The organism is Aeromicrobium sp. Root472D3, from assembly GCF_001426485.1.
Lineage (GTDB): Bacteria > Actinomycetota > Actinomycetes > Propionibacteriales > Nocardioidaceae > Aeromicrobium.
Map to the genome: position 1 here is coordinate 346,787 of NZ_LMET01000001.1, position 21,869 is coordinate 368,655.

The 21,869-nt window shown below is 71.7% G+C and carries 22 protein-coding genes; all 22 read right to left on the bottom strand.

Translation table 11 applies throughout. The features are described 5' to 3' along the window. Nucleotides 1–6: 6 nt before the first annotated feature. On the bottom strand, nt 7–774 hold the full coding sequence (locus tag ASD10_RS01740) for an SDR family NAD(P)-dependent oxidoreductase (protein ID WP_056603716.1): 768 nt from the start codon (nt 772–774) through the stop codon (nt 7–9). Beyond that, a complete protein-coding gene (locus tag ASD10_RS01745; protein ID WP_056603719.1) occupies nt 771–1,505 on the bottom strand; it encodes an SDR family NAD(P)-dependent oxidoreductase in 735 nt (244 codons plus the stop codon). Before ASD10_RS01745 ends, ASD10_RS01740 begins: the two co-directional genes overlap by 4 nt. Nucleotides 1,506–1,522: 17 nt before the next feature. Beyond that, the gene (locus tag ASD10_RS01750; protein WP_056603722.1) at nt 1,523–2,599 is read right to left on the bottom strand and encodes an alkene reductase; all 1,077 of its coding nucleotides are present in this window, start codon (nt 2,597–2,599) and stop codon (nt 1,523–1,525) included. Then, nucleotides 2,592–3,308 carry a GntR family transcriptional regulator gene (locus ASD10_RS01755; protein ID WP_056603725.1) on the bottom strand — a complete coding sequence of 239 codons (717 nt, stop codon included), beginning with the start codon at nt 3,306–3,308 and terminating at the stop codon, nt 2,592–2,594. Before ASD10_RS01755 ends, ASD10_RS01750 begins: the two co-directional genes overlap by 8 nt. Next, nucleotides 3,301–4,782, bottom strand: coding sequence for an aldehyde dehydrogenase family protein (locus ASD10_RS01760; RefSeq protein WP_056603727.1), 1,482 nt, complete (start codon nt 4,780–4,782; stop codon nt 3,301–3,303). Before ASD10_RS01760 ends, ASD10_RS01755 begins: the two co-directional genes overlap by 8 nt. A gap of 34 nt (nt 4,783–4,816) precedes the next feature. After that, the gene (locus ASD10_RS01765; protein ID WP_056603730.1) at nt 4,817–5,926 is read right to left on the bottom strand and encodes a Zn-dependent alcohol dehydrogenase; all 1,110 of its coding nucleotides are present in this window, start codon (nt 5,924–5,926) and stop codon (nt 4,817–4,819) included. A 47-nt stretch (nt 5,927–5,973) separates the two neighbouring features. After that, the gene (locus ASD10_RS01770) at nt 5,974–7,014 is read right to left on the bottom strand and encodes an ABC transporter permease (protein ID WP_056603733.1); all 1,041 of its coding nucleotides are present in this window, start codon (nt 7,012–7,014) and stop codon (nt 5,974–5,976) included. Continuing rightward, complete coding sequence (locus tag ASD10_RS01775) at nt 7,011–8,585, bottom strand: sugar ABC transporter ATP-binding protein (protein WP_082555960.1); 1,575 nt, start codon at nt 8,583–8,585, stop codon at nt 7,011–7,013. The genes ASD10_RS01770 and ASD10_RS01775 overlap by 4 nt, the downstream gene beginning before the upstream one ends. Before the next feature lie 3 nt (nt 8,586–8,588). Further along, nucleotides 8,589–9,731: a sugar ABC transporter substrate-binding protein gene (locus ASD10_RS01780; protein WP_056603739.1), complete on the bottom strand. Its 1,143-nt coding sequence runs from the start codon at nt 9,729–9,731 to the stop codon at nt 8,589–8,591. A 73-nt stretch (nt 9,732–9,804) separates the two neighbouring features. Continuing rightward, nucleotides 9,805–10,668, bottom strand: coding sequence for an MBL fold metallo-hydrolase (locus ASD10_RS01785; protein WP_056603743.1), 864 nt, complete (start codon nt 10,666–10,668; stop codon nt 9,805–9,807). Continuing rightward, nucleotides 10,665–11,039, bottom strand: a complete 375-nt coding sequence (locus ASD10_RS01790; RefSeq protein ID WP_056603746.1) for a cupin domain-containing protein — start codon at nt 11,037–11,039, stop codon at nt 10,665–10,667. The genes ASD10_RS01785 and ASD10_RS01790 overlap by 4 nt, the downstream gene beginning before the upstream one ends. 161 nt (nt 11,040–11,200) lie before the next feature. Further along, entirely contained in the window at nt 11,201–11,515 is a 315-nt protein-coding gene (locus ASD10_RS01795) for a DUF1330 domain-containing protein (protein ID WP_056603749.1), read from the bottom strand. After that, a complete protein-coding gene (locus ASD10_RS01800; RefSeq protein ID WP_056603752.1) occupies nt 11,512–12,201 on the bottom strand; it encodes an isochorismatase family protein in 690 nt (229 codons plus the stop codon). Before ASD10_RS01800 ends, ASD10_RS01795 begins: the two co-directional genes overlap by 4 nt. After that, entirely contained in the window at nt 12,198–13,607 is a 1,410-nt protein-coding gene (locus ASD10_RS01805) for a dihydroorotase family protein (RefSeq protein ID WP_056603755.1), read from the bottom strand. The genes ASD10_RS01800 and ASD10_RS01805 overlap by 4 nt, the downstream gene beginning before the upstream one ends. Beyond that, a complete protein-coding gene (locus ASD10_RS01810; RefSeq protein ID WP_056603758.1) occupies nt 13,604–14,497 on the bottom strand; it encodes an oxaloacetate decarboxylase in 894 nt (297 codons plus the stop codon). Before ASD10_RS01810 ends, ASD10_RS01805 begins: the two co-directional genes overlap by 4 nt. Then, nucleotides 14,494–15,189: a GntR family transcriptional regulator gene (locus tag ASD10_RS01815; protein WP_056603761.1), complete on the bottom strand. Its 696-nt coding sequence runs from the start codon at nt 15,187–15,189 to the stop codon at nt 14,494–14,496. The genes ASD10_RS01810 and ASD10_RS01815 overlap by 4 nt, the downstream gene beginning before the upstream one ends. A gap of 158 nt (nt 15,190–15,347) precedes the next feature. Beyond that, nucleotides 15,348–16,931 carry a GMC family oxidoreductase gene (locus tag ASD10_RS01820; protein ID WP_056609778.1) on the bottom strand — a complete coding sequence of 528 codons (1,584 nt, stop codon included), beginning with the start codon at nt 16,929–16,931 and terminating at the stop codon, nt 15,348–15,350. Continuing rightward, nucleotides 16,928–18,307 (bottom strand): mycofactocin biosynthesis glycosyltransferase MftF, encoded by a 1,380-nt coding sequence (gene mftF / locus ASD10_RS01825; RefSeq protein ID WP_056603762.1) that lies wholly within the window; start codon nt 18,305–18,307, stop codon nt 16,928–16,930. Before mftF ends, ASD10_RS01820 begins: the two co-directional genes overlap by 4 nt. Next, nucleotides 18,304–19,017, bottom strand: coding sequence for a mycofactocin biosynthesis peptidyl-dipeptidase MftE (gene mftE, locus ASD10_RS01830; RefSeq protein ID WP_056603765.1), 714 nt, complete (start codon nt 19,015–19,017; stop codon nt 18,304–18,306). Before mftE ends, mftF begins: the two co-directional genes overlap by 4 nt. Before the next feature lies 1 nt (nt 19,018). After that, a complete protein-coding gene (mftD, locus tag ASD10_RS01835; RefSeq protein WP_056603768.1) occupies nt 19,019–20,266 on the bottom strand; it encodes a pre-mycofactocin synthase MftD in 1,248 nt (415 codons plus the stop codon). Nucleotides 20,267–20,288: 22 nt separating this feature from the next. Continuing rightward, entirely contained in the window at nt 20,289–21,554 is a 1,266-nt protein-coding gene (gene mftC, locus ASD10_RS01840) for a mycofactocin radical SAM maturase (RefSeq protein ID WP_056603772.1), read from the bottom strand. Next, the gene (gene mftB / locus ASD10_RS01845) at nt 21,551–21,865 is read right to left on the bottom strand and encodes a mycofactocin biosynthesis chaperone MftB (RefSeq protein WP_056603775.1); all 315 of its coding nucleotides are present in this window, start codon (nt 21,863–21,865) and stop codon (nt 21,551–21,553) included. The genes mftC and mftB overlap by 4 nt, the downstream gene beginning before the upstream one ends. Nucleotides 21,866–21,869: the final 4 nt, after the last annotated feature.

Genomic DNA, 21,869 nt, shown 5'->3' on the forward strand with positions numbered 1-21,869 from the left:
CGGCGATCAGGCCGTCGGCACCTTGGCCATCAGGCCTCCGTCGACCAGGATCGAGGTGCCGGTGACGAACGAGGCGTCGTCGGAGGCCAGGAACGCGATGGCCCCGGCGATGTCGGCGGGGCTGCCCATGCGGCCCAGGGGTGCCGCCGCTCCGGCACCTGCCGCGGCGGCCGCGGGGTCGTCCTGGGCGTCGAAGTAGCCCTGCAGGTTGGGCGTCAGGATGAAGCCCGGGCACACCGCGTTGACGCGGATGCCGTGCGGGCCGCCGTCCAGCGCCATGGCCTTGGTCATCGCCAGGATCGCGCCCTTCGACGCGACGTAGGCGGCGTCCTGCGGGAACCCGGCGAACGACGCCGTCGAGCCGAGCGTCACGATCGAGCCGCCTCGCGGCACCATGGCGGGCCACAGGTGGCGGTTGAGCAGGAACAGGCTCGTCAGGTTGACGTCCATCTGGTGGTGCCACTCCTGCGGCGTCAGGGCGTCGAGGGCTCCCACGACCGTGATGCCCGCCGCGTGGACGACGACGTCGGGCGCTCCGTGCTCGGCCAGCAGGCCCGGGACGTGGGCGTCTACCTCGTCCTGCGAGGCGACGTCGAAGGCCGCCGTGACGGCGCGGGGGCCTGCCGCTGCTGCTGCCTCGGCGAGGCGGTCCTGGTCGCGACCCAGCAGCAGCACCGTGGCGCCGTCGGCCGCCAGGCGCTCGGCGGCGCCGCGGCCGATGCCCGAGCTGGCGCCCGAGACCCAGGCGAGCCGGCCGTCGAGCCGGCCCGTCATGCGCCGCCCATCGGCAGCGCGGGCTGGCCCGCGGTCCATCCGCCGTCGACGGCCATCACGACGCCCGTGACGGCCGACGCCCAGGACGACGCCAGGTACGCGATGGTCTGGCCGATCTCCTCGGGCTCGAACATGCGGCCGAGCGGGACGCGCGCCGACACCGCGGCGTCGAGCTCGGGCGTCATCTGCTGCTTGGCCATCGGGGTGAGGGTGAAGCCGGGGCAGACCGCGTTGACGCGGATGTTGTCGGGGGCCCAGTCGATCGCCAGCGAGCGGGTCAGGGCCGCGACGGCACCCTTGGACGCCGAGTACGCCGACTGGTCGGGCAGGCTCACGAGCGCCGCCTGCGAGGCGACGTTGACGATCGCACCCGCGCCGGACGCCTTGAGCGTCGCGTAGAGGGCCTTGCTGGTGTTGAACGTGCCGACGACGTTGACGTCGTACGTGCGGCGGAAGTCGTCGGGGTCGACGTCCTGCGCCGGCAGGTTGGCCGTGATGATGCCGGCGCAGTTGACCAGGACGTCGACCTGCCCGTGCTCGGCCACCGCGGCGTCGGCGGCACGCTGCACCGAGGCGGAGTCGGTGATGTCGGTCCCGACGATGCCGGGGGCCTCGTCGAGGTCCCACGCGACGACGGTCGCGCCCGCTCCGCGCAGCACCTCGACCGTCGCCGCCCCGATGCCGGACGCGCCTCCGGTGACGACGGCCACCTTGCCTGAGAGATCGACCATGACGTGCCTTCCTTTCGTCAGCGCGCGGACGCGCTGGGGTAGTCGGTGTAGCCGGCGTCCCCGCCGGTGTAGAACGTGTCCTCGTCCCAGGCCGAGCGCTCGACGCCGAGGCGCCACCGCTCGACCAGGTCGGGGTTGGAGATGAAGAGCCGACCGACGCTGACGAGGTCGGCGACACCGTCCTCGACGATCGGGGCGACCTCGTCGAGCTCGCTGGAGCCCATGTAGCCCGTGTTGACGACGTACGTGGACGGCCAGCGCCGACGCAGCTCCTCGTGCAGGGTCGAGGTGCGCCCGCGCAGCGTGTGCAGGTAGGCGAAGCCGTCTGCGGCGAGCTCGTCGACCAGGGTCAGGTAGGTGTCCTCGTTGTCGCGGTCGCGCATGTCGTTGAACTGACCGCCGGGCGAGATGCGCAGGCCCACGCGGTCGGCGCCGATGGCGTCGGCGCAGGCCCGGGCGACCTCGACCAGGAACCGCGCACGGCCCTCGGGCGTCCCGCCGTACTCGTCGGTTCGCTCGTTGGTGCCCGGCGACAGGAACTGGTGGGGCAGGTAGCCGTTCGCGGCGTGGATCTCGATGCCGTCGGCGCCCGCGGCGACGGCACGAGCGGCGGCCGCGGCGTAGTCGGCGACGATCGTGGCGATCTCGTCGGTCGTCATGGCCCGCGGCTCGGGGCACGGCACGGTCTCGCCGTCGGCCGTCGTGACCTCGAGGTCGGCGCGCACGGCGCTCGGCGCCAGCACCTCGCACCCCTCGGGCAGCAGGCTGGGGTGGCCGATGCGACCGGTGTGCATCAGCTGGACGAACAGGCGCCCTCCCGCCTCGTGCACCGCGTCGGCGACGCGCGCCCACTGGGCCTGCTGCTCGTCGGTGTGCAGACCCGGGGTGCCGGGGTAGCCCTGCCCCGCGGCGCTCGGCTGGGTCGCCTCGCTGACGATCAGGCCTGCACCCGCGCGCTGGCGGTAGTAGTCGACGGCGCTGTCGGGGAGCACCCCGGCCACGTCCGCCCGGTTGCGGGTCATGGGAGCCATGACGACGCGGTTGGCCAGCTCGACGCGGCCGAGCGTCCAGGGCGTGAAGATCGTGTCAGGCACGGTGGGCTCCTTCGGAGGGCGCCTGCTCCGCGGCCCTCAGCATCTGCAGGGTGTTCTGCAGGGACGCCTGCAGGTGGGACTTCATGGACGTGCGGGCTCCCTCACCGTCGCGGGACGTCAGGGAGCGGATGAGGTCGCGGTGCTCGCCGACGGCCTCCTGGGCGCGGTGCCCCGTGGCACCCGACCGCGACCGGGCCAGGCGCAGCTCGCCGTTGACCTGCGCGACGGCCTGCGCGAGACGGACGTTCCCGGCGTGGCGCACGATCAGGTCGTGCACGTCGAGGGTGTCGAAGACGCTGGGCTGCTGCCCCTGGATGACCTCGGAGACCGTGGCCTCCTGCAGGCGGTCGAGCTCGCGCAGCCCGTCGTCGCCGATGCGGACGGCGGCCAGCTCGGCCGCCTCGCACTCCAGGGCGATGCGCACCTCGAACAGCTCGTGCACCTCGTCGAGGTCGAGGCGGCGCACGAAGGCGCCCCGGTGCGACTCGAGGGTGACCAGGCCCAGGTGCGCGAGACGCTGGAGCGCCTCGCGCACCGGGCCGCGGCTGACGCCGAGATCAGCGGCGATCTCGACCTCGTTCAGCCGCGAGCCGGTCGGACGTTCGCCCTGCACGATCTGCTGCCGCACCCGCGCCTCGACCTTGTCGGCCAGGGTCAGGTTGCTGCGGTCGATCGGCAGGACGCCGTCCAGCCGGAAGGTGTCAGCCATCGATGTTGACGCACACCGTCTTGACGTCGGTGTAGTCGTGCATGACGTCGTGACCCATCTCGCGACCCCAGCCCGACTCCTTCATCCCGCCGAACGGCATCGACGGGTCGAAGACGCCGTAGGAGTTGACCCACACGGTGCCGGCCTGGATGCGGGCCGCCATCTGGTGCGCCGTCGCGACGTTCTGCGTCCACACGCCCGACGCGAGGCCGTAGCGGGTGTCGTTGGCCATCGCCACGACCTGGTCGGTGTCGCTGAACCGGCTGGCCACGACGACGGGACCGAAGATCTCCTCCTTGACGATGCGCGAGTCCTGCGTCGCGCCGGCGAAGATCGTCGGCTCGATGAAGTAGCCGCGGTCGCCGATGCGGGCGCCGCCCGTGACGACCTCGCCCTCGCCCCTGCCGACGTCGAGGTAGCCGCTGACGCGCTCGAAGTGCTCGCGGCTGGCGACGGGCCCGATCTCGCTGGTCGGGTCGAAGCCGTCGCCGACCTTGATCTGGCGGGCCTTCTCGGCCATGCCCGCGATGACCTCGTCGTAGACGTCGTCGTGGACGTACAGGCGCGACGCGGCCGCGCACGCCTGTCCGGCGTTGAAGAAGATGCCGGCCGACGAGCCGGCGATCGCGGCCTCGATGTCGGCGTCCGGGAAGATGATGTTGGCGCTCTTGCCACCGAGCTCGAGCGTGACGCGCTTGAGGTTGCCCTTCGCGGCGTCGAGGATCCGGCGCCCCGTCGCGGTCGATCCCGTGAACGAGACCTTGTCGACGTCGGGGTGCTCGGCCAGGCGCTGGCCCACCGTCGAGCCGTAGCCGTTGACGACGTTGAAGACGCCGGGCGGGAAGCCCGCCTCGAGGGCCAGTCGGCCCAGGCGCAGCGCCGACAGCGGCGTCGCCTCGGCCGGCTTCAGCACGACGGTGTTGCCCGCGGCGAGCGCCGGGGCCAGCTTCCACGCGCTGATCGTCAGCGGGAAGTTCCACGGCACGATCAGGCCGACCACGCCGAGCGCCTCGCGACGCGTGTAGGTGTGGAAGTTGCCGGGGGCCGAGATCGGGATGGTCGAGCCCTCGAGCTTGGTGGCGAAGCCCGACATGTAGTGGAACAGGCCTGCCGCGGAGGGCACGTCCCCGCCGGTCGCGAACGAGTACGGCTTGCCCTGGTCGAGGGTCTCGATGCGGCCGATCTCGGCGGCGTCCTCGAGGAGCAGGTCACCGAGGCGCCACAGGCACGCGGCGCGCTCGTTGGGCTTCATGCGCGACCAGGGGCCGCGCTCGAACGCCTCGCGGGCGGCGGCGACGGCACGGTCGACGTCGGCCGCGCTGCCCTCCGACACCTGCGTGATGACCTCGCCGGTGGACGGGTTGACGGTGTCGAACACCTTGCCGTCGAGCGCGTCGACGAACTCGCCGCCGATCAGCAGCTGGGTGTGCTCGATCGGCGCGTGGGCGTCGACGGGGGTCTCTGTGACAGTCATGGGGTGATCTCCTTCGGGGAGGGTGGGCTCGGACTCAGTGCTCGTGGACGACGACGCCGCGGATGTTGCGACCCGCGTGCATGTCGGCGACGGCCTCGTTGATCTGGTCGAGCGAGTAGCGGCGCGTCACGAGCTCGTCGAGCTTGAGGGTGCCGTCCTTGTACATCTTCAGCAGCTTCGGGATGTCGGCCGTGGGGTTGCAGTTGCCGTACATGACGCCCTGGAAGTGCTTGGCGAAGTTGGTGAAGTCCTGCGGGCTGATCGAGATGCCCTCGGCGGCCTGGCCGACCGACACCAGCACGCACGTGCCCGCCTTGCCGACCGCGCGGAACGCGTCGCCGATGATGTCGCCGTCGACGCGGCCGACCGTGATGATCGCGACGTCGACGCCCTGGCCGTTGGTCAGGTGGTCGATGCGCGACTGCGCGTCGGGGATCGACGCGTACGCCTCGGTGGCACCGAAGACCTTGGCCTGGTCGTGCTTGGCCTCGACCGGCTCGATCACGATGACGTGGTCGGCACCGGCGTGCTTGGCGCCCTGGACCGCGTTGGCGCCGACACCGCCGAGACCGAGCACGAGCACGACGTCGCCGGGCTTGACGCCGCCGTTGACGGCCGCGCCGAAGCCCGTCGCGACACCGCACGAGGCCAGGCAGGCCAGCTCGAACGGGATGTCCTCGGGCAGCTTCACGGTCTGCATCTCGTGGCACACCAGGTAGTTGGAGAAGGTGCCGAGCCGTGTCACGCCGCCGACGGCCTTGCCGTCCGCGTCGTGGAAGTGCGGGTTGCCGTCCATGCCCATGCCGGTCTCCATGCCGGCGCCGTTGTTGCAGATGTACTGCATGCCGCGGGCGCAGTACTCGCACTGGCCGCAGGCGGGGATGAACAGGGTCGCGACGTGGTCGCCGACCTGGACCTTGGTGACCTTGGAGCCGACGGCCTCGACGATGCCGGCGCCCTCGTGCCCGCCGACCATCGGCAGGTCGACGGCCAGGTCGCCGGTGACGAAGTGGTCGTCGGAGTGGCACAGGCCGCTGGCCATGACCTTGATGCGGACCTCGTTGTCGCCGGGCTCGTCCAGGTCGAGCTCCTGGACCTTCCACTCCTCGCCGACGGCGTGGATGACAGCTGCGTTCGTCTTCATGATGGTGACCTTTCGAAGGGGGTTCGGGGAGGGGGGCGGGACTGTGGTCAGGCCGGGACGTCCGGCCGGACCTCGGCCTGACGGCGACGCTCGCCGCGCGTCTTGACGAGCTTGGACATGATGACGGCCACGACCAGGGCACCGCCGTAGAACAGCTGCTGGACGTACTGCTGGGCGCCCATCAGCTGGAGACCCGTGATGCCGGTGACGAGGAAGTAGACCGCGATCAGGGTGCCCCACGGGTTGAAGCGGCCGATCTTGAGGACCGTCGAGCCGAGGAAGCAGGCCGCGAACGCGGGCAGCAGGAACGCGGCACCGGACGTCGGGTCGGCGCTGGCCGTGGTGCCGGCGTAGATGACGCCGGCCACGCCGGCGACACCGGCCGAGATGATCATCGACACCCACCGCAGGCCTGACACGTTCACGCCGTTGAGGCGGGCCACGTCGCGGCTCTGACCGGCGAACAGCAGCCGCTGGCCGAAGGCGGTGTGGTCGAAGACGTACCAGACGAGGACGCACAGGGCGATCGCGTAGTAGAAGTCGACGGGGATCGCGAGGAACGGCTGCGTCAGCATCGTGTCGGACAGCTTGCGGTCGACGCCGGTGATCGTCACCGAGTTCGAGATCTGGTAGATCAGGCCCTGCACGACCGTGCCGACACCGAGCGTCACGATGAACGGGTCGATGTCGAAGCGCGTGATGATGAACCCGTTGACGACGCCCACGACCATGCTCACGAGGATCGCGGCGATCACCGCCGCCCAGATGTTCCAGCCCTGGTTGACGTTCAGCACCGCCACGACGACGGCCGACAGGTTCAGCGTCGACGCGACCGACAGGTCGTAGTCGCCGGCCCGCAGGGGCACGATCAGTCCGAGCGCCAGCACCAGCAGCACGGCCTGCGAGCCGAGCATGTTGGAGATGTTCGCCGTCGTCGGGAACGTCTCGGGGACGATGAGGCTGAACACGAGGAACAGCACGGCCCACACGCCGAGCAGCGCGAAGCGCTCCGGCTCGGCCGGCCGCTTCGTCGTCCTGCGCGACGCCTTCGGGGTGGCGGTGGTCTTCACCGGATCAGTGGTGGTCATGACGCTTCCTCTGCATAGACGGCGGACGCGAGTGCGTCCTTGGTGATGTCGTCCCCGTGGATCTCGGTGCGGATGCGGCCCTCGTCGAGGACGATGACCCGGTCGGCCATCTCGACGAGCTGCTCGTAGTCGGAGGTCGCGCACAGGACCGACATGCCCTCGGCCACGGCGGCGCGGATGAGCTTGAAGATCTCCCGTCGGGCACCGATGTCGACGCCCTGCGTCGGCTCGCTGAGCAGCATCACCCGCGGCGCGGTGTCGAGCCACTTGCCGAGCAGCGCCTTCTGCTGGTTGCCGCCGCTGAGGTGGCCGAACTGCGCGGCGGGCCGGGGCGGGACGACGTTGAGCCGGTCGCACGCCTCCTGCGCCTGCACCTGGATGGCCTTCCAGTCGATGCGGAAGCCGCGGGCGCGGCGGGTGAGGAACGGCAGCGACATGTTCTCCATGACCGTCAGGCCCAGCACGCCCCCCTGGCCCTTGCGGTCGGCGGGGATCAGGATGACGCCGCGCGCCATCGACGCCGCGGGGCGCAGGTCGGTGATCGTCGTGCCGTCCTGCACCACGGCCCCGGCGCGGGGCGCCGTGACGCCGTAGAGCAGCTCGGGCAGCTCCTCGAAGCCAGATCCGGCCAGACCGGTGATGCCGACGACCTCGCCGGCGTGCAGGTCGAGGTCGAGGTCGACGATGCGGTCGCCGGTCAGCCCGCGGGCGGACAGCAGCGGCGGACGGTCGTCGCGGATGACGGCCGCGCCCTTGGCGACGTGCTCGTCGCGCGCGCCGAGGATCAGCTGCACGAGGTCGTCGCGGGTCGAGCCCGCGGTGTCGCGGGTCCCGGCGGTCTCGCCGTTGCGGAACACCGTGATGCGGTCGGTGACCTGCAGGATCTCGTCGAGGTCGTGGCTCACGAGCAGCACGGCGTCGCCCGCTGCGCGGAGGCGGTCGAGGAGGGCGAACAGCATGCCGACCTCGTGGCGGGGCAGGAAGACCGTGGGCTCGTCGAGCACCAGGATCTGGCCACGGCGCTCGCCCCCGGCGATGCGCTCCTGGCCCCCGACGGCGCGGACGACCGCGACCATCGCGCGCTGGACCGGCGTGAGCATGTCGATCGTCGCGTCGACGTCGACCTCGACCTCGAAGCGGTCGAGCAGCTCCCGCACGCGGGTGCGCTCGGCGGACCAGTCGACCCGCCGGAAACCGCTGGCGTGGCCGACGTTGTCGAGGGCCATGTGCTCCAGCACGGTGCCGGCCGGCGCGAGGCCGAGGTCCTGGTGCACGAAGCCCATGCCCTCCTCGCGGAGGCCGCGCGGGCCGAAGGGGCTGCTGAGCTCGCGGCCGTGGATGCTGACCGTGCCGCTGTCGGCGTCGTGGAAGCCCGCGAGCACCTTGATGAGGGTCGACTTGCCGCTGCCGTTGGCACCGAGCAGGCCGTGCACCTCACCGGGGCGGACGTCGAGGTCGACGCCGCGCAGCGCGGGCACCCCGTTGAAGGACTTGTGGAGACCGGTGACCCGGAGCAGCGGGGCGGGCGTCGCCGCCCCGCTGCTCGCCACGGTCGTCGTGGGAACCGTCATGGACTACGCCAGGCCCCAGAGCTTGAGGAACGCGGTCGGGTACTCGTCGCCGAAGCCCTTGCCGCTCTCCGGCGGGTTGCCGGTCTCGTCGACGTTGGAGGCGTCGATCAGGCGCAGCGGCCCGGTCTCGCCCTTGATCGGCGGCGCGCCGAGCATGGCGCGGAACGCGACGTCGAGGTTGACGTACGAGACCCAGTCGGGGTTCTCGGCGACGTTGACGGCCACGGAGCCGTCCTTGACCATCTTCAGGATCGCCGGCGTGCCGTTGAACGAGTAGATCTTGACGTCGCGGTTGGGCGCGGCCTGCTTGATGCCGGGTGCGGCGTACAGCGCGATCGAGTCGTAGATCGGCAGGACCGCGTTGATCTTCGGGTCCTTCAGGAGGGCCGACTGCACGAGGCCCTGGACCTGGGTCGACCACTGGGCGACCGGCGCGTTGACGACCGTCGCCTTGGAGCCGGACGGCGCCTCGTTCTCGAGGGTGTCCTCGATCGTCTTGACCATGCCCTCGGACGGACCGGTCTCGGAGACCTGGATGACGAGCGCGTGGACGGGCTCACCCTTCAGGTTGGCGATCGCGTACTGCGTGAACAGGCGGGCGGCCTGGTTGAACGGGGCGAAGGCCTCGTAGTCGAGCCCCGGGGTGCCCTCGCCCTCGCTGTCGCTGAGGTGCAGGGGGATGACCGGGATGCCGGCCTTCTTGGCGGCGTCGATCTGGGGTCCAAGGGTCTCCGCCAGCGGGCCGTTCAGCATGATCGCGCCGGCCTTGGCGTTGATCGCCTGCTGGATGCCCTGCTGGAACGAGGTCTGCGTGCCGTCGGACGGGAAGGTCACGAAGTTGATGCCCGCCTCGGCGGCGACCTTCTTCATCGCCTTCTCGCCGACCGAGTAGAACTCGGCCTTGCTGTCGATCGGGATCGAGTAGATGGTCTTGCCCTTGAGCGACGCGACGTCGATCGGGTCACCGAGGTCGTCGGTGCCCGGGATGGCCTTGGCCTCGTCCACGGCCTTCTGCGCTGCCGCTACCTCGGCCTTGCTGTCGCCGGACGACCCGGATCCGCCGTCCGAGGAGCTGCTGCCGCAGGCTCCCAGCATGAGCAGGGCGGCCGCGGTGACCGCGACTGCCGAGAACTTCTTGGTGATCATCAGTACTCCAAAGGGGGTGGGGGTGGGGGTGAGGCGGTGACGCTGCGTGCTCGCTCGGGTCTCGGATGGTCTGCTATCGGTTCGCGAGGCTGGGGTCTTCCATCAGGTCGTCGTAGATGACGGTGATCGACCGCCGCTGGAACATCTCGACGAGCGAGTCGGGGTAGCCGACGTAGTCGTCCGTGTCGACGTGGATGTTGTCCTCGAAGCGGATCTCGTCGCACGCCTGGTCGCGGTCGTGACCGGCGGCGATCGCCGCGGCCACCTCGGCCACGACCTCTCGGCCGAGCTGGCGGTAGTGGTCGACCACCGCGCGGTCGGCCACCTCCCCGTGACCGGGGACGAGGAACTCGAAGTCGTGCTCGGCGACCGCGTCGATGGCGTCGAACCAGTTCGACAGGCGCGAGTCCTGGAACGACGGCAGGCCGGCCTCGCACACGATGTCGCCGGTGAAGATCACGGCGTCCTGCGGGAACCAGGCGAGGAGGCTGTTGGCCGTGTGGCCGGGGCGGAACGTCAGCTCGAGGCTCGCCCCGCCGACGTGGACGTCCAGGCGGTCGCTGAACACGACGTTCGGGACGCGCACCGTGTAGTCGTCCACGAGCGCGACGGCGTCGGGGTCGATGCGCGAGAACAGGTCGCGCAGGTACTCGTCGCTGGGGGCGTCGGTCAGCAGGCGCTCGCGGGTGCCGCGGTGCGAGACGACCTCGCCGCCCATCCAGAAGTTGCCGATCGTGTGGTCGGGGTGGTGGTCGGTGTTGACGACGAAGCGGGTCTCGCCGAACGCCGAGACGGTCTCGTTCCACCGCATGGCGTCGGTGGGACGGTGCGGCGAGTCGACCAGGACGAGTCCGTCGTCGCCGACGACGATCGAGTTGTTGCTGCCCAGGTGTGCGGTCTCGACGTGGACGCGTGAGGTGATCTGCTGGAGGGTCATGCGGTGGTCTCCTGCTTCGGCATGGACGGTCCGCCGAGGAAGCCGACGAGGTTCTCGATGCGCAGGGGCGCGAACACCTCGACGAACACGGCCTCGCCCTCGATGCTGTGGCCGCCGTGCACGGAGCCGCGCGGCACGATGCAGACGTCGCCGGCCGTCAGCTCCAGCTCGGCGCCGTCGATCGTGAACGCGATGCGGCCGCTGAGCATGACGATGGCCTGCTCCGCGTCCTCGTGGGTGTGCGGCGGGAGCTCGGTCGGGTGGACCCAGCGGATCTGGTTGACGCCCATCTCCCGGCCCGCGACGGCGGTGCGGAAGTTGTTGGGCAGACCCTCGACCTCGGGGAGCTGGTCCCATGCGCTGGCGTACATGCATCTGCTTCCGGTCGACGGACTATGACGCGAGTCACGCTAGCCGCGTTAACTGCAAACTGTCAACAGTTCTCAGTAAACGTTGTGTAACGGTCTCTCGCACCGTCCGGACACGACGAAACGGCCGCCCCTCGAGAGGGGCGGCCGGGTGTCCGGCGACGTCAGGACTCGACGCCGGCCAGGTGGTAGACGTGCGACTCGGCCGAGTCGTGGCGCAGGCCGATCACGGCCTGGTAGTCGGGCGAGTGGTAGAACTCCGTGACCCGGTCGAGGCTGTCGAACTGCACGATCACGAGGCGCTCGAACGTGCGACCGCCCTCCTTCACGACCAGCTCGCCGGCTGCCGGGAAGGCGTGCGCCAGCAGCCGGGCGCCGTACTTCTCCAGCACGGGGCCGCTCCGCTCGACGTACTGGTCGTACGTCTCGGCGTCGTGCACCGTGACCTCGGCGACGATGTAGCCCGGCCCGGACGTCACCGGTCGCCGATCTCTCGCAGCGAGGCCAGCAGGTCGGCGGTCGTCGACACGTCGGCGTACTTCTGCCCCATGTCGAACAGGTTGACCTCGTGCACGAGCGGGCTGCGGTCGTAGACCGCGTCGGACGGCACCGCGACCTTGTAGTTGTACGAGAACGCGTCGACCGCGCTGCCGCGGACGCAGCCCGACGTCGAGCAGCCCGTCACGACGAGCGAGTCGATGCCGGCCTGCACCAGGTAGCTCAGCAGCGGCGTGCCGAAGAAGGCGCTGGGATGACGCTTGGGCAGCAGGATCTCGCCCTCGAGCGGCGCGATGTCGGGGTGGAACTCGTACCCCTTGTCGGGGATGTCCATGATCCCCGGCACCTTCGCACCCAGCGCTCCGGCGTCGAACGCCTTCTTGGGGGCGACGTACGGGTAGAGGACCGGCCAGCCCTTCTCGCGGAACAGCGCGAGCAGCTGGGCGATGTTGCCCACGGCGTCCCACGCGACGTCGCCGCAGCTCGTCGTGAACTCGCCGATGGCCTCGTCGAACGGCACGGGAGCCGTGCCGGTCGTGCGGTACTGCACGTCGATGATGAGCAGGCCCGGGCGCTTGCCGAGGCCGACGGGACGACCGAAGCCCGCCGCGTCGTAGCGCTCACGCGTCAGGGGGTCGATGGGGTCCGTGTCGATGGTCTCGGTCATGCGTCGGCATCCTTCTCTGCGGCGGCGAGGGCGTCGGCACCGCTGCGCTCGCGGCGCAGGTACCGTCCGGTCGTCCGGTCGGCCAGCTGACCGTCGCGCACGGCGAACACCCCGCGGACGATCGTGTGCACCACGCTGAGGGGCACCTCCGTGCCCTCCCACGGCGTGTAGTCGGCGCCGGAGTGCTGCGTGGCGGCGTTGATCGTGTAGCTGCCGTCGAGGTCGACGATCGCGAGGTCGGCGTCCGAGCCCACGCGGATCGTCCCCTTCTGCGGGTACATCCCGAACAGCTTCGCCGAGCGCGTCGACGTCGCGTCGACCAGCCGCTCGAGCGGCACCCCGCGCCGCAGGCCCTCGGTGAGCGTCAGCGGCAGGACGCCGCCGGTGCCGGGGAAGCCGGCCGACGCCGTCCACACGTCCTTCTCCTTGAACGAGCGGTGGCGTGCGTTGTGGTCGGACCCGACCGTGTCGACGCGCCCCTCGGCCAGACCCGTCCAGAGGGCCTCGAGGTCGGCGCGCTCGCGGATCGGCGGGTTGACCTTGCCGTAGGTGCCGCACTGCGCGTCCGTCGTCAAGGTCAGGTACTGCGTGCAGGTCTCGACGAAGAGGTTCTCGTACGAGCGACGCTGACGCTCCATCGCCTCGAGCGCGAGCTGGCTGCTGGTGTGCACGGCGTAGACCGAGGCCCCCGTGATCTGGGCCATGTAGGCGACGCGCTGCACCGCCTCGGCCTCGACGAACGAGGGACGCGACTGGTTCCACGCGCTGAGCGGTCCACGCGACTCGTCGATCGGCCGGTTCTTGAGCTTCCAGACCAGCTCGATGTTCTCGGGGTGCGGGTTGATCATGGCGCCGTTGTCGGCGGCCATGCCGAGCACGTCGTACATGTACCCGTCGTCGTTGCCCGGCAGCCCGAGGTACTTGCCCTCGTCGCCCTTGAAGTTCATGAAGAACTTGAAGCTCGAGATGCCGAACTCGCGGATGTAGGCCGGGATGTCGTGCACGTGGTCGTCGGTGCCCACGCAGATGTGGAAGCCGAAGTCGACGTAGGAGTCCTGCTCCATGACGGCCTGGGCGCCCGGCACGACGGTCTCGTACGGCTCGCCGCTCATCAGGTAGACCAGCATCGAGGTGATCCCGCCGGCCGCGGCGGACGCGGTCTCGAGCCGGGCGTCGTCGGGGTCGCGCGGGACGCGGATGTCCTTGCCCAGGTGCACGTGGGGGTCGATCGCGCCGGGCAGCACCAGCTTGCCGTCGAGCTGGACGGTCTCGCGCGCCTCGGCGTCGGAGTCGCGCGAGACGATGCCCGCGACCAGGCCGTCGGTGACCAGCAGGTCGACGTCGGCGGTCCCGGTGCCGTGCAGGTAGACGCGGCCCCCCGAGAGGCGCAGGTCGTGGATCGTCATGCGGTCACCCCCTGCGCGGGCAGGTCGGCGGCGTAGCGGCGGTCGAGCTCGTCGAACTCGGGCTTGCGCACGAGCGCCTGCCGGTCGGACCAGCTGATCATCAGGTCGGCCGCGGCGAGGGTGTCGCCGTGCACGCGCAGGTGGTCCATGACCTGCCGCATGCCCGAGACCGCTCCCCGCATCGCGGCGTTGGCGTACAGGGCGATCGAGAAGCCGAGCTCGCCGAGCTCGTCGCGGGACGTCAACGGCGTGAGCCCGCCCTCGACCATGTTGGCCATGTGGATGCCGGGCACGGTGCGCACGATGTGCGCCATCTGCTCGGTCGTGGTGGGTGCCTCGATGAACAGGATGTCGGCGCCGGCCTCGGAGTAGGCCGCGGCGCGCTCGCAGGCGGCGTCGAGGCCCTCGGTCGACAGCGCGTCGGTGCGCGCGATGATCAGCAGGTCGTCGTCGAGACGCGCGTCGACCGCGGCCTTGACCTTGCCGACCATCTCCTGCATCGAGACGACGTCCTTGCCGGCGAAGTGCCCGCACTTCTTCGGGCTGACCTGGTCCTCGAGCTGGATCGCCGAGGCGCCCGCCCGCTCGAGCTGGCGCACCGTCCGCTGCACGTTGAGCGCGTTGCCGAAGCCCGTGTCGGCGTCGACCACCAGCGGGATCGAGACCGACTCCGCCATCGCGGCGACGTGGCCGACCAGCTCGGTGACCGACATCAGCCCCAGGTCGGGCATGCCCAGGTAGGTGTTGGTGACCCCGGCCCCGGAGACGTAGACGGCTCCGAATCCTGCCTGCTCGATGACGCGGGCCGTGAGCGCGTTCGGCGCTCCCGGCAACAGGATCGGTGAGGTGGCCTGCTCGATGAGCGCGCGGAGGCCGGGGGTGTCGGTCATGGGGTCTCATTCCCCTTTCGAGGATCGTCGGTGAAGCCGAGGGCGGCAAGGGCGCCGCTCCGGGCGTGCTCGAGGTGTTGCTGGACCAGGCGCACCGCGACGTCGGGCTCGCGGCTGCGCAGCGCGTCGACGATCGCCTGGTGCTCGTCGAGCGCAGCCTTGGCGCGGCTGGGCGCCTGGGCCGACATCGATCGGGCCAGCGATATCTGGGCCTGGGTGTCGAGGGCGGCGCGCTCGAGGGTCGTGTTGCCGGCCAGCGCCAGCAGGCGGCGGTGGAAGTCGCGGTCGGCGGGGTAGCGGCCGTTCGAGTCGTCCATCGCGAGCCCCGTGTCGGCGACGAAGGCGGCCAGGTCGCCGAGCTGCTCGTCGTCCGCGCGCCGGCAGATCAGGCGCACCGCGTACATCTCGAACGCGCACCGCATGTCGTACAGCTCGTCGAGCTCGCGGGCCTCGAACGTCCGGACGAAGGCGCCTCGGTGGCTGATCACCGTCAGCAGGCCCTCACCGGCCAGTCGCTGGATCGCCTCGCGCAGCGGGCCGCGGCTGATGCCGAGCGCGGACGCGAGCGCGACCTCGTTGAGCCGCTCGCCCGGGGGGATCGTGCCGTCCAGGATCATGTCGCGGATCACGATCTCGGTGCGTCGGGAGAACGTGCCATCGCGCGTCAGGGCCGCGCCGGCTTCATCACTCACAGTTGCTCCTCACGGACCGTCCGGGGACGGCCGATGGCTAGGGGACATGTCGTTCGATTCTGCCCTCAAGCCGTGACCACCGCGGTCTGGACATTCCCGCGCTCGTCCTATTGTGACGCCGATCTTTGTCAACTGTCAACAGTTGGACGGAGACGGTCCTAGGACCCCAGCACGCGCTCGGACGCCAGCCACGCCAGGGCCATGACCGGGGCCGCGGAGTTGCCCGACACCTGGTGGGGCAGGACCGACGCGTCGACGACCCGCAGGCCGCGGACGCCCCGCACCCGCAGATCGGCGTCGACGACGGCGTCGTCGTCCGGGCCCATCGCGCACGATCCCACCGCGTGGTAGATGCCGCCCCCGTGGGCGCGGGCGTGCTCGACGACCTGCGCCGGCGACGAGACGTCCGGGCCCGGGAACACCTCGCGCTCCACCACGTCGGCCAGGGCGGACGCCGCCACCACGGCCCGGGCGTGGGCCAGGATCCCGCCCGTCGTCGCCTGCTCGGCCGGGTCGAGCAGGTAGCGCGGGACGATGACGGGGCCCGCCGATCCCGCCGGCGCCAGGTGGATCGAGCCGGGCGTCGTCGGGCGGATCGCCCAACCCGTGAAGAGCAGGCCCGAGTACGGCGCCAGCTGCATGCGGTCCGACGTCTCGTCGAGGGCCATCGGCACCCAGACGCCCTGGGCGTCCGGGCGCTCGCTCCCCGGGTCGGACCGGAAGGCACTGACGACGTCGTAGCCGCTGGACGCGATGGGCCCGCGCCGCGTCGCGAGGTACGAGAGCGCCTCGCGTGCCAGCCGCGGCCGGGTGTTGAGCCGCTCGGTGAGCCCGCGACGGTCGGCGAACCTGACCTGCATGCTGACGGCCCGCTGCTCGATCACGCCCTCGCCCACGCGGGGCCGCTCGACCCGCACGCGCACGCCGGCCTCCGCGAGCACCGCCGGGTCGCCGATGCCCGACCGCTCGAGCAGCAGGGGGCTCTCGATCGTCCCGGCGGCCAGGACGACCTCGCGACGCGCCCTCACCTCCTCGCGACGCGTGCCCCGGACGATCGACACCCCGACGGCGCGGTCGCCCTCCAGGAGGACGCGCTCGACGCGGGCGCCGGTCACGATCGTCAGGTTGGGGCGCCCGCGCGCCACCGACAGGAAGGCGGTGGCCGCGCTGACCCGGCGGCCGCGCAGGATCGTGGCCGGCGCCCGGCCGATGCGCTCGTCGTCCGAGTCGTTGAAGTCGTCGACCTCGCGGAGCCCGACCGCCCGGGCACCCGCCAGCACGGCGTCCGTCACGGTGTCGGGCACCAGCGGGACCGACACGTGGACCGGACCGCCCGCGCCCCGCGTCGCCGAGGCACCGAGGGCGTGGTCCTCGATGGCGCGGTACGCGCGCAGGAAGGCGTCCGGCCCCCACCCGGGACCGCCCGCCCGCTCGAGCGTCTCGAAGTCGGCGGGTGCGCCGCGCACCCACATCAGGCCGTTGACCGACGTCGACCCGCCGAGCCCGCGGCCCCGGGTCCAGGCCTCGGCGGGCACTCCCGCCGACGGCCCCGTCGGATACGTGCGCGCGTGGCGCGCCGACCGCAGGGTCACGGGGAACGCTCGCGGCACCGTGAGCAGCGGATCGCGTGCGCGTCCACCGTCCTCGACCAGCAGCACCCGCACCGACGGATCGGCCGAGAGCCGCTCGGCCAGCACGCAACCGGCCGCGCCGGCGCCCACCACGACGACGTCGTGGCTCATGACGGCTCCGCGCGCCGCGACGACACCCGCCGCGGGGTGATCCACTGCGGCAGCAGGCAGCGCACGGACCGGTCGCGGGCCGCGCCGCTCCACACGCCCGTGCCGTACGCGACGTCGTCGAGACGCCGGGCGAGCGCGAACCGGCCCACGCCGAGCGTGGTGTCGGCCCGGGCACGGGCCAGGACGGCGTCGGCCGCCCCCGCGACCGCGACGAACCGGCGGGCCCGGCGCGAGACGACGCACGCCGCGGCCGCCACGGGCCACCAGTGGCGCAGGGCCAGGGCCGCACCTTGGGCGGACGTGGTGCGCACCGAGCCCGCGACGATCGCGACGCGCTCCGTCGGCGTGACGCCCGCCGCGATCGCGGACGCCCAGCGGCGCTGCACCAGCGCGGCACCGATCAGGGTGGCCGCTCCCGGCGTCAGCACCGCGGGGGTGACGAGCTCGCCGTGCCGCCGCGACAACGACGCCGCGCTCGTCCCGTAGAACCACTTGCGTCCCAGCCAGCTCGGCAGCGTCGTGCGTCCGTGGTGCCACACCACGACGTCGGACGCGTGCCGGACCCGGCGTCCCTCCCCCAGCAGCCGCCACACCAGGTCGACGTCCTCGCCGCTGGTCATCTGCTCGTCGAAGCCCGCGCCCAGCGCGTCGACGCGCGCCAGCAGGCACGCGGTGGGCACGTAGGAGACGGCCGACCAGGGCCTGACCGTCGCCGGCACGGGTCCGAGGTCGAGCGATCCGTGCGCGTCCTCGTACCGCTCGAACCACCGTTGCCCGCCGCGCGAGCGCACCCGCGCCGAGACCGCGGCCAGGGCGGGATCGGCCGTGTGGGCCACGAGCCCGGCGACGGCGTCCGCCGTCACCTCGACGTCGGAGTCGACGAACGCCACGAGCGGGGTCGCCACGATCCGCAGGCCGGCGTTGCGTGCGGCGGACGGCCCGCGGTTGACGTCGAGCCGCAGCAGCTCGGCGCCGTGGCGACCGACGACGTCCGCCAGCGCCCGGGCGTCGAGCGAGCCGTCGTCGACCACGACGCAGCGCAGCGCCGGTCGCAGCGACGACAGCAGGCGGTCGACGCCAGCGGGACGATCACGCACCGGCACGACCACGGTCACCTGCGTCAGCGCCGCGGCGACGTCGCCCCCTGCCCCGTCGAGGACGGGGACCGCCAGGTCGAGGTCGAGCAGCCGCCCGGCCAGCGCCGCGCTGCCGGCATCCGCCACCGTGACCGTGCCGCCCGACGTCATCGCGAGGGCCGCCGACGACATCCGCAGCACCCGCGTGCCGCGGCGGAGCACCGCGCCCGGGACGACGTCGTCGTGCAGCCGCACCACGAACCCCGCCGGGAGCTCGACGCCGCGCGGCTCGGGGCTCACGACGTCCGCTCGGCGAGCCCGATCCTGCCCCGGGCGTCGACGACGCCGTCCGACAGCGCGTCGACCGTCTGGCGCACCATCGTCGCGAGGACGTCTGCGCCGCGCTCGGCGTCGGCACCGGTCGGGTCGCCGAGGACGCCGTTCGCCGAGACCGCGGCCACCCCGCCCTGCATCAGGGTCGGCAGGATCTCGCGCAGGGGTCGGGTGTCGCCCGGCTCCGCGCGGTCGAGCCGCACCGACCCGGGGCGCAGGCACAGCATCAGGGAGGTCTCGGTGAGGCCGGCGTGCAGGTCGACGTCCTCGGTGGCGCACGGCAGCCACGAGACGTCGTGCCCCTCGTCGCGCAGCTGCACGACGGCGGTGGTCAGCGCCATGAGGTTGCCCCCGTGCGCGTTCACGAAGACGACCGGCCCCGCCCAGGTCGACAGCGACCGCACGAGCTCGACGACCACGTGGTGCAGCGCCTCGGTGCCGATCGAGCAGGTGCCGGCGAAGGCCTGGTGCTCGCCGCTCGACCCGTACGACAGCGCCGGCGCGACGAGCACGTCACCGCCCACGGCGTCCGCCGCACCGCGCGCGACCGCCTCGGCGATCACGGTGTCGGTGTCGAGCGGCAGGTGCGGACCGTGCTGCTCGATCGAGCCGACCGGCACCAGGACCAGCGGACGCGCCGGGACCTCGGTCCACGTGGTGTCGGCGAGCCTCGTCATCTCAGGCCGTTGCCGTCGCCGCGATGTCGTCCGGGACGGCCGAGGTGACGGCTGCACCGAGGTGACGCTCGAAGCCCTGGGGGACGACGAGCATGTCGCGGTCGAGCTGGTCGATCGAGGACAGTCCCATGCCGAGCAGCGACGAGTCGATGCCGCCGCGCAGGATGTCCAGGACGTTGCCGACGCCGGCCTCGCCGTTGGCCGCGAGGCCCCACAGGTAGGCCCGGCCGATCATGACGGCGCGGGCGCCCATCGCGACGGCCTTGACGACGTCGCTGCCGCGGCGGATGCCGCCGTCGAGCAGCACCTCGATCTGGTCGCCGACCGCGTCGGCGACCGCCGGCAGGGTGCGGATGGGGGCCGGGGTGCCGTCAAGGTTGTTGCCACCGTGGTTCGACACCGAGATCGCGTCGACGCCGAGGTCGACCGCGCGGCGGGCGTCGTCGACCCGGCACACGCCCTTGAGCATGAACGGCATGCCGCTGAGCTGGTACCACTGCTCGCGCATCCACTGCACGTCGTCCCACGTGGGCGGCGGGGTGCTCATCCACTCGTAGTAGGCGCCGAAGAACGTCGGGCCCTTGGCCTGGCCGGGTGCGGCGAGGTTGGGTGCCGTCAGGTCGGGCAGGTCGCTCGCGAACGACGCGAGCCAGCGCGGCTTGCGGATGACCTGGGGAGCGAACTTGAGCGCGGTCCTGAAGTCGACCTTCTCGGGGATCTCGGGGCTGCCCCAGTCGCGGCCCATCGAGAACGACCAGTCGAGCGTCGCGATCAGACCGACGGCTCCGGCGGCGTGGGCGCGCTGCATGCGCTGGATCATGACGTCCCGGTCACCCGTCCAGTACATCTGGAAGAACGTCTGCGGGTTGGCGGCGACGACCTCCTCGACCGAGCGCGAGGCGAAGTTGCTCAGGCCGATGACGGTCCCCCGCGACGCCGCGGCCCTGGCGACGGCGACCTCGCCGTCGGGGTGCACGGCCTGCACGCCGGTGGGCGACATGATGACGGGCAGCGAGATCGGCTGACCCATGACCGACGTGGCCATCGACCGCTCGGGCTGGTGCCCGGCCACGTGCGGGGCGAAGCCCAGCTCCATGAACGCGGCCTCGTTGTCGGCGGTCGACTGACCGCGCTCCGAGCCGGCCACGAGCGCGCCGTACACCGACGAGGGCAGACGCTTCTTCGCACGACGCTGGGCGACGGCGACGGACTCGAACCAGGGATTCTGGGCCCAGGGGTTCTTCGACATCAGGTTCTCGTTTCTGGGGTCTCTAGAGGGCGAAGCCGGCGAGCGGGTTCTCGGCGCAGGCCGACACGGGAGGGCCGCTGCGCTGGACCTCGAGGGCGTCGTCGCGGCGCGACAGCGTCAGCATCACCGGCTGGTTGCGGGTGGGGTTGGCCTTGGAGTGGTCCTTGCCCTGCTCGGGCAGCACGCGGTCGCCCGAGGCGAGGGCGTCCTCGCCGAAGCCGCGGACGCACTCGGGGTCGGGGCCGTCCAGCGGCAGGCCGGTGAAGAACTTGGCGGCCATGCAGCCGCCGCGGCACGCGTCGAAGAACGCGCACGACGTGCACGCCCCGGACGTCTGCGGCGAGCGCAGCTCGGTGAACAGCTCGGACCGCTGCCAGACGGTCTCGAAGCCGCCGTCGGTCAGCACGTTGCCGGCCAGGAAGTTGTCGTGGATCGCGAACGGGCACGCGTACACGTCGCCGATCGGGTCGATCAGGCAGACCACGCGGCCCGCGCCGCACAGGTTGAGGCCCGGCAGGGCTCCCCCGCCGTCGGCCACGCCGAACGCCGAGAGGTGGAAGAACGAGTCGCCCGTCAGCACGTTCTCGCCGTTGGCGACCAGCCAGTCGTACAGCTCGCGCTGCTGCTCGGGCAGCGGGTGCAGCTCGTCCCACACGTCGGCGCCGCGACCCGACGGACGCAGGCGCGTCAGGCGCAGCGTCGCGCCGTACTGGTCGGCGATGGCCTTGAACTCGTCGAGCTGGCCGATGTTCTGGCGGGTGCAGACGACCGAGATCTTGGCGTCCTCGAACCCCGCGTCCTGCAGGTTCTTCAGCGCGGTGATCGCGGTGTCGTACGAGCCGGGGCCCCGCACGTAGTCGTTGACCTCGGGCGTCGCGCCGTCCAGCGAGATCTGCACGTCGACGTAGTCGGTCGAGGCCAGGAAGCGCGCCCGCTCGGGGTTGAGCCGCACCCCGTTGGTCGAGAACTTGACGCCCACGTCGTGCGAGACGGCGTAGTCGAGCAGCTCCCAGAAGTCGGGACGGATCGTCGGCTCACCCCCACCGATGTTGACGTAGAAGACCTGCATGCGCTGCAGCTCGTCGATGACGGCCTTGCACTGCTCGGTGCTGAGCTCGCGGGGGTCGCGACGGCCCGACGACGAGAGGCAGTGGGCGCACTCGAGGTTGCAGGCGTACGTGAGCTCCCACGTCAGGCAGATGGGGGCGTCGAGGCCGAGCTCGAACTGCTCGATCAGGCTGCCGCCCTCGGGGCGGGCGGTGACGGGACGGGATTCCAGGATCGTCATGCGACGGCACCTTCACTGGTGGCGCCGGCCGGAGCCGGGCGGGGGCGGATCATGTCGGTGGCCGCGAGGCCGTGCAGGGCGGCGACGTACCCCGGCCACTGGGACTCGGGCACGTCGGCCGCCTGCAGCGTCGACCGGACGTCGGGGCACTCGGCGAGGCCACGCACGACGTCGACCAGCTGCATCCGCTTGAGGAACGTCAGCTTGCGGTTGCCGAAGTGGTAGGCCATCGCGCCGAACGGCTCAGGTCGCAGCGCCACGGCGGGCGACAGCGCCCAGGCCTCGTCGAGCATCTCGATCGTCTCGGTCATGACG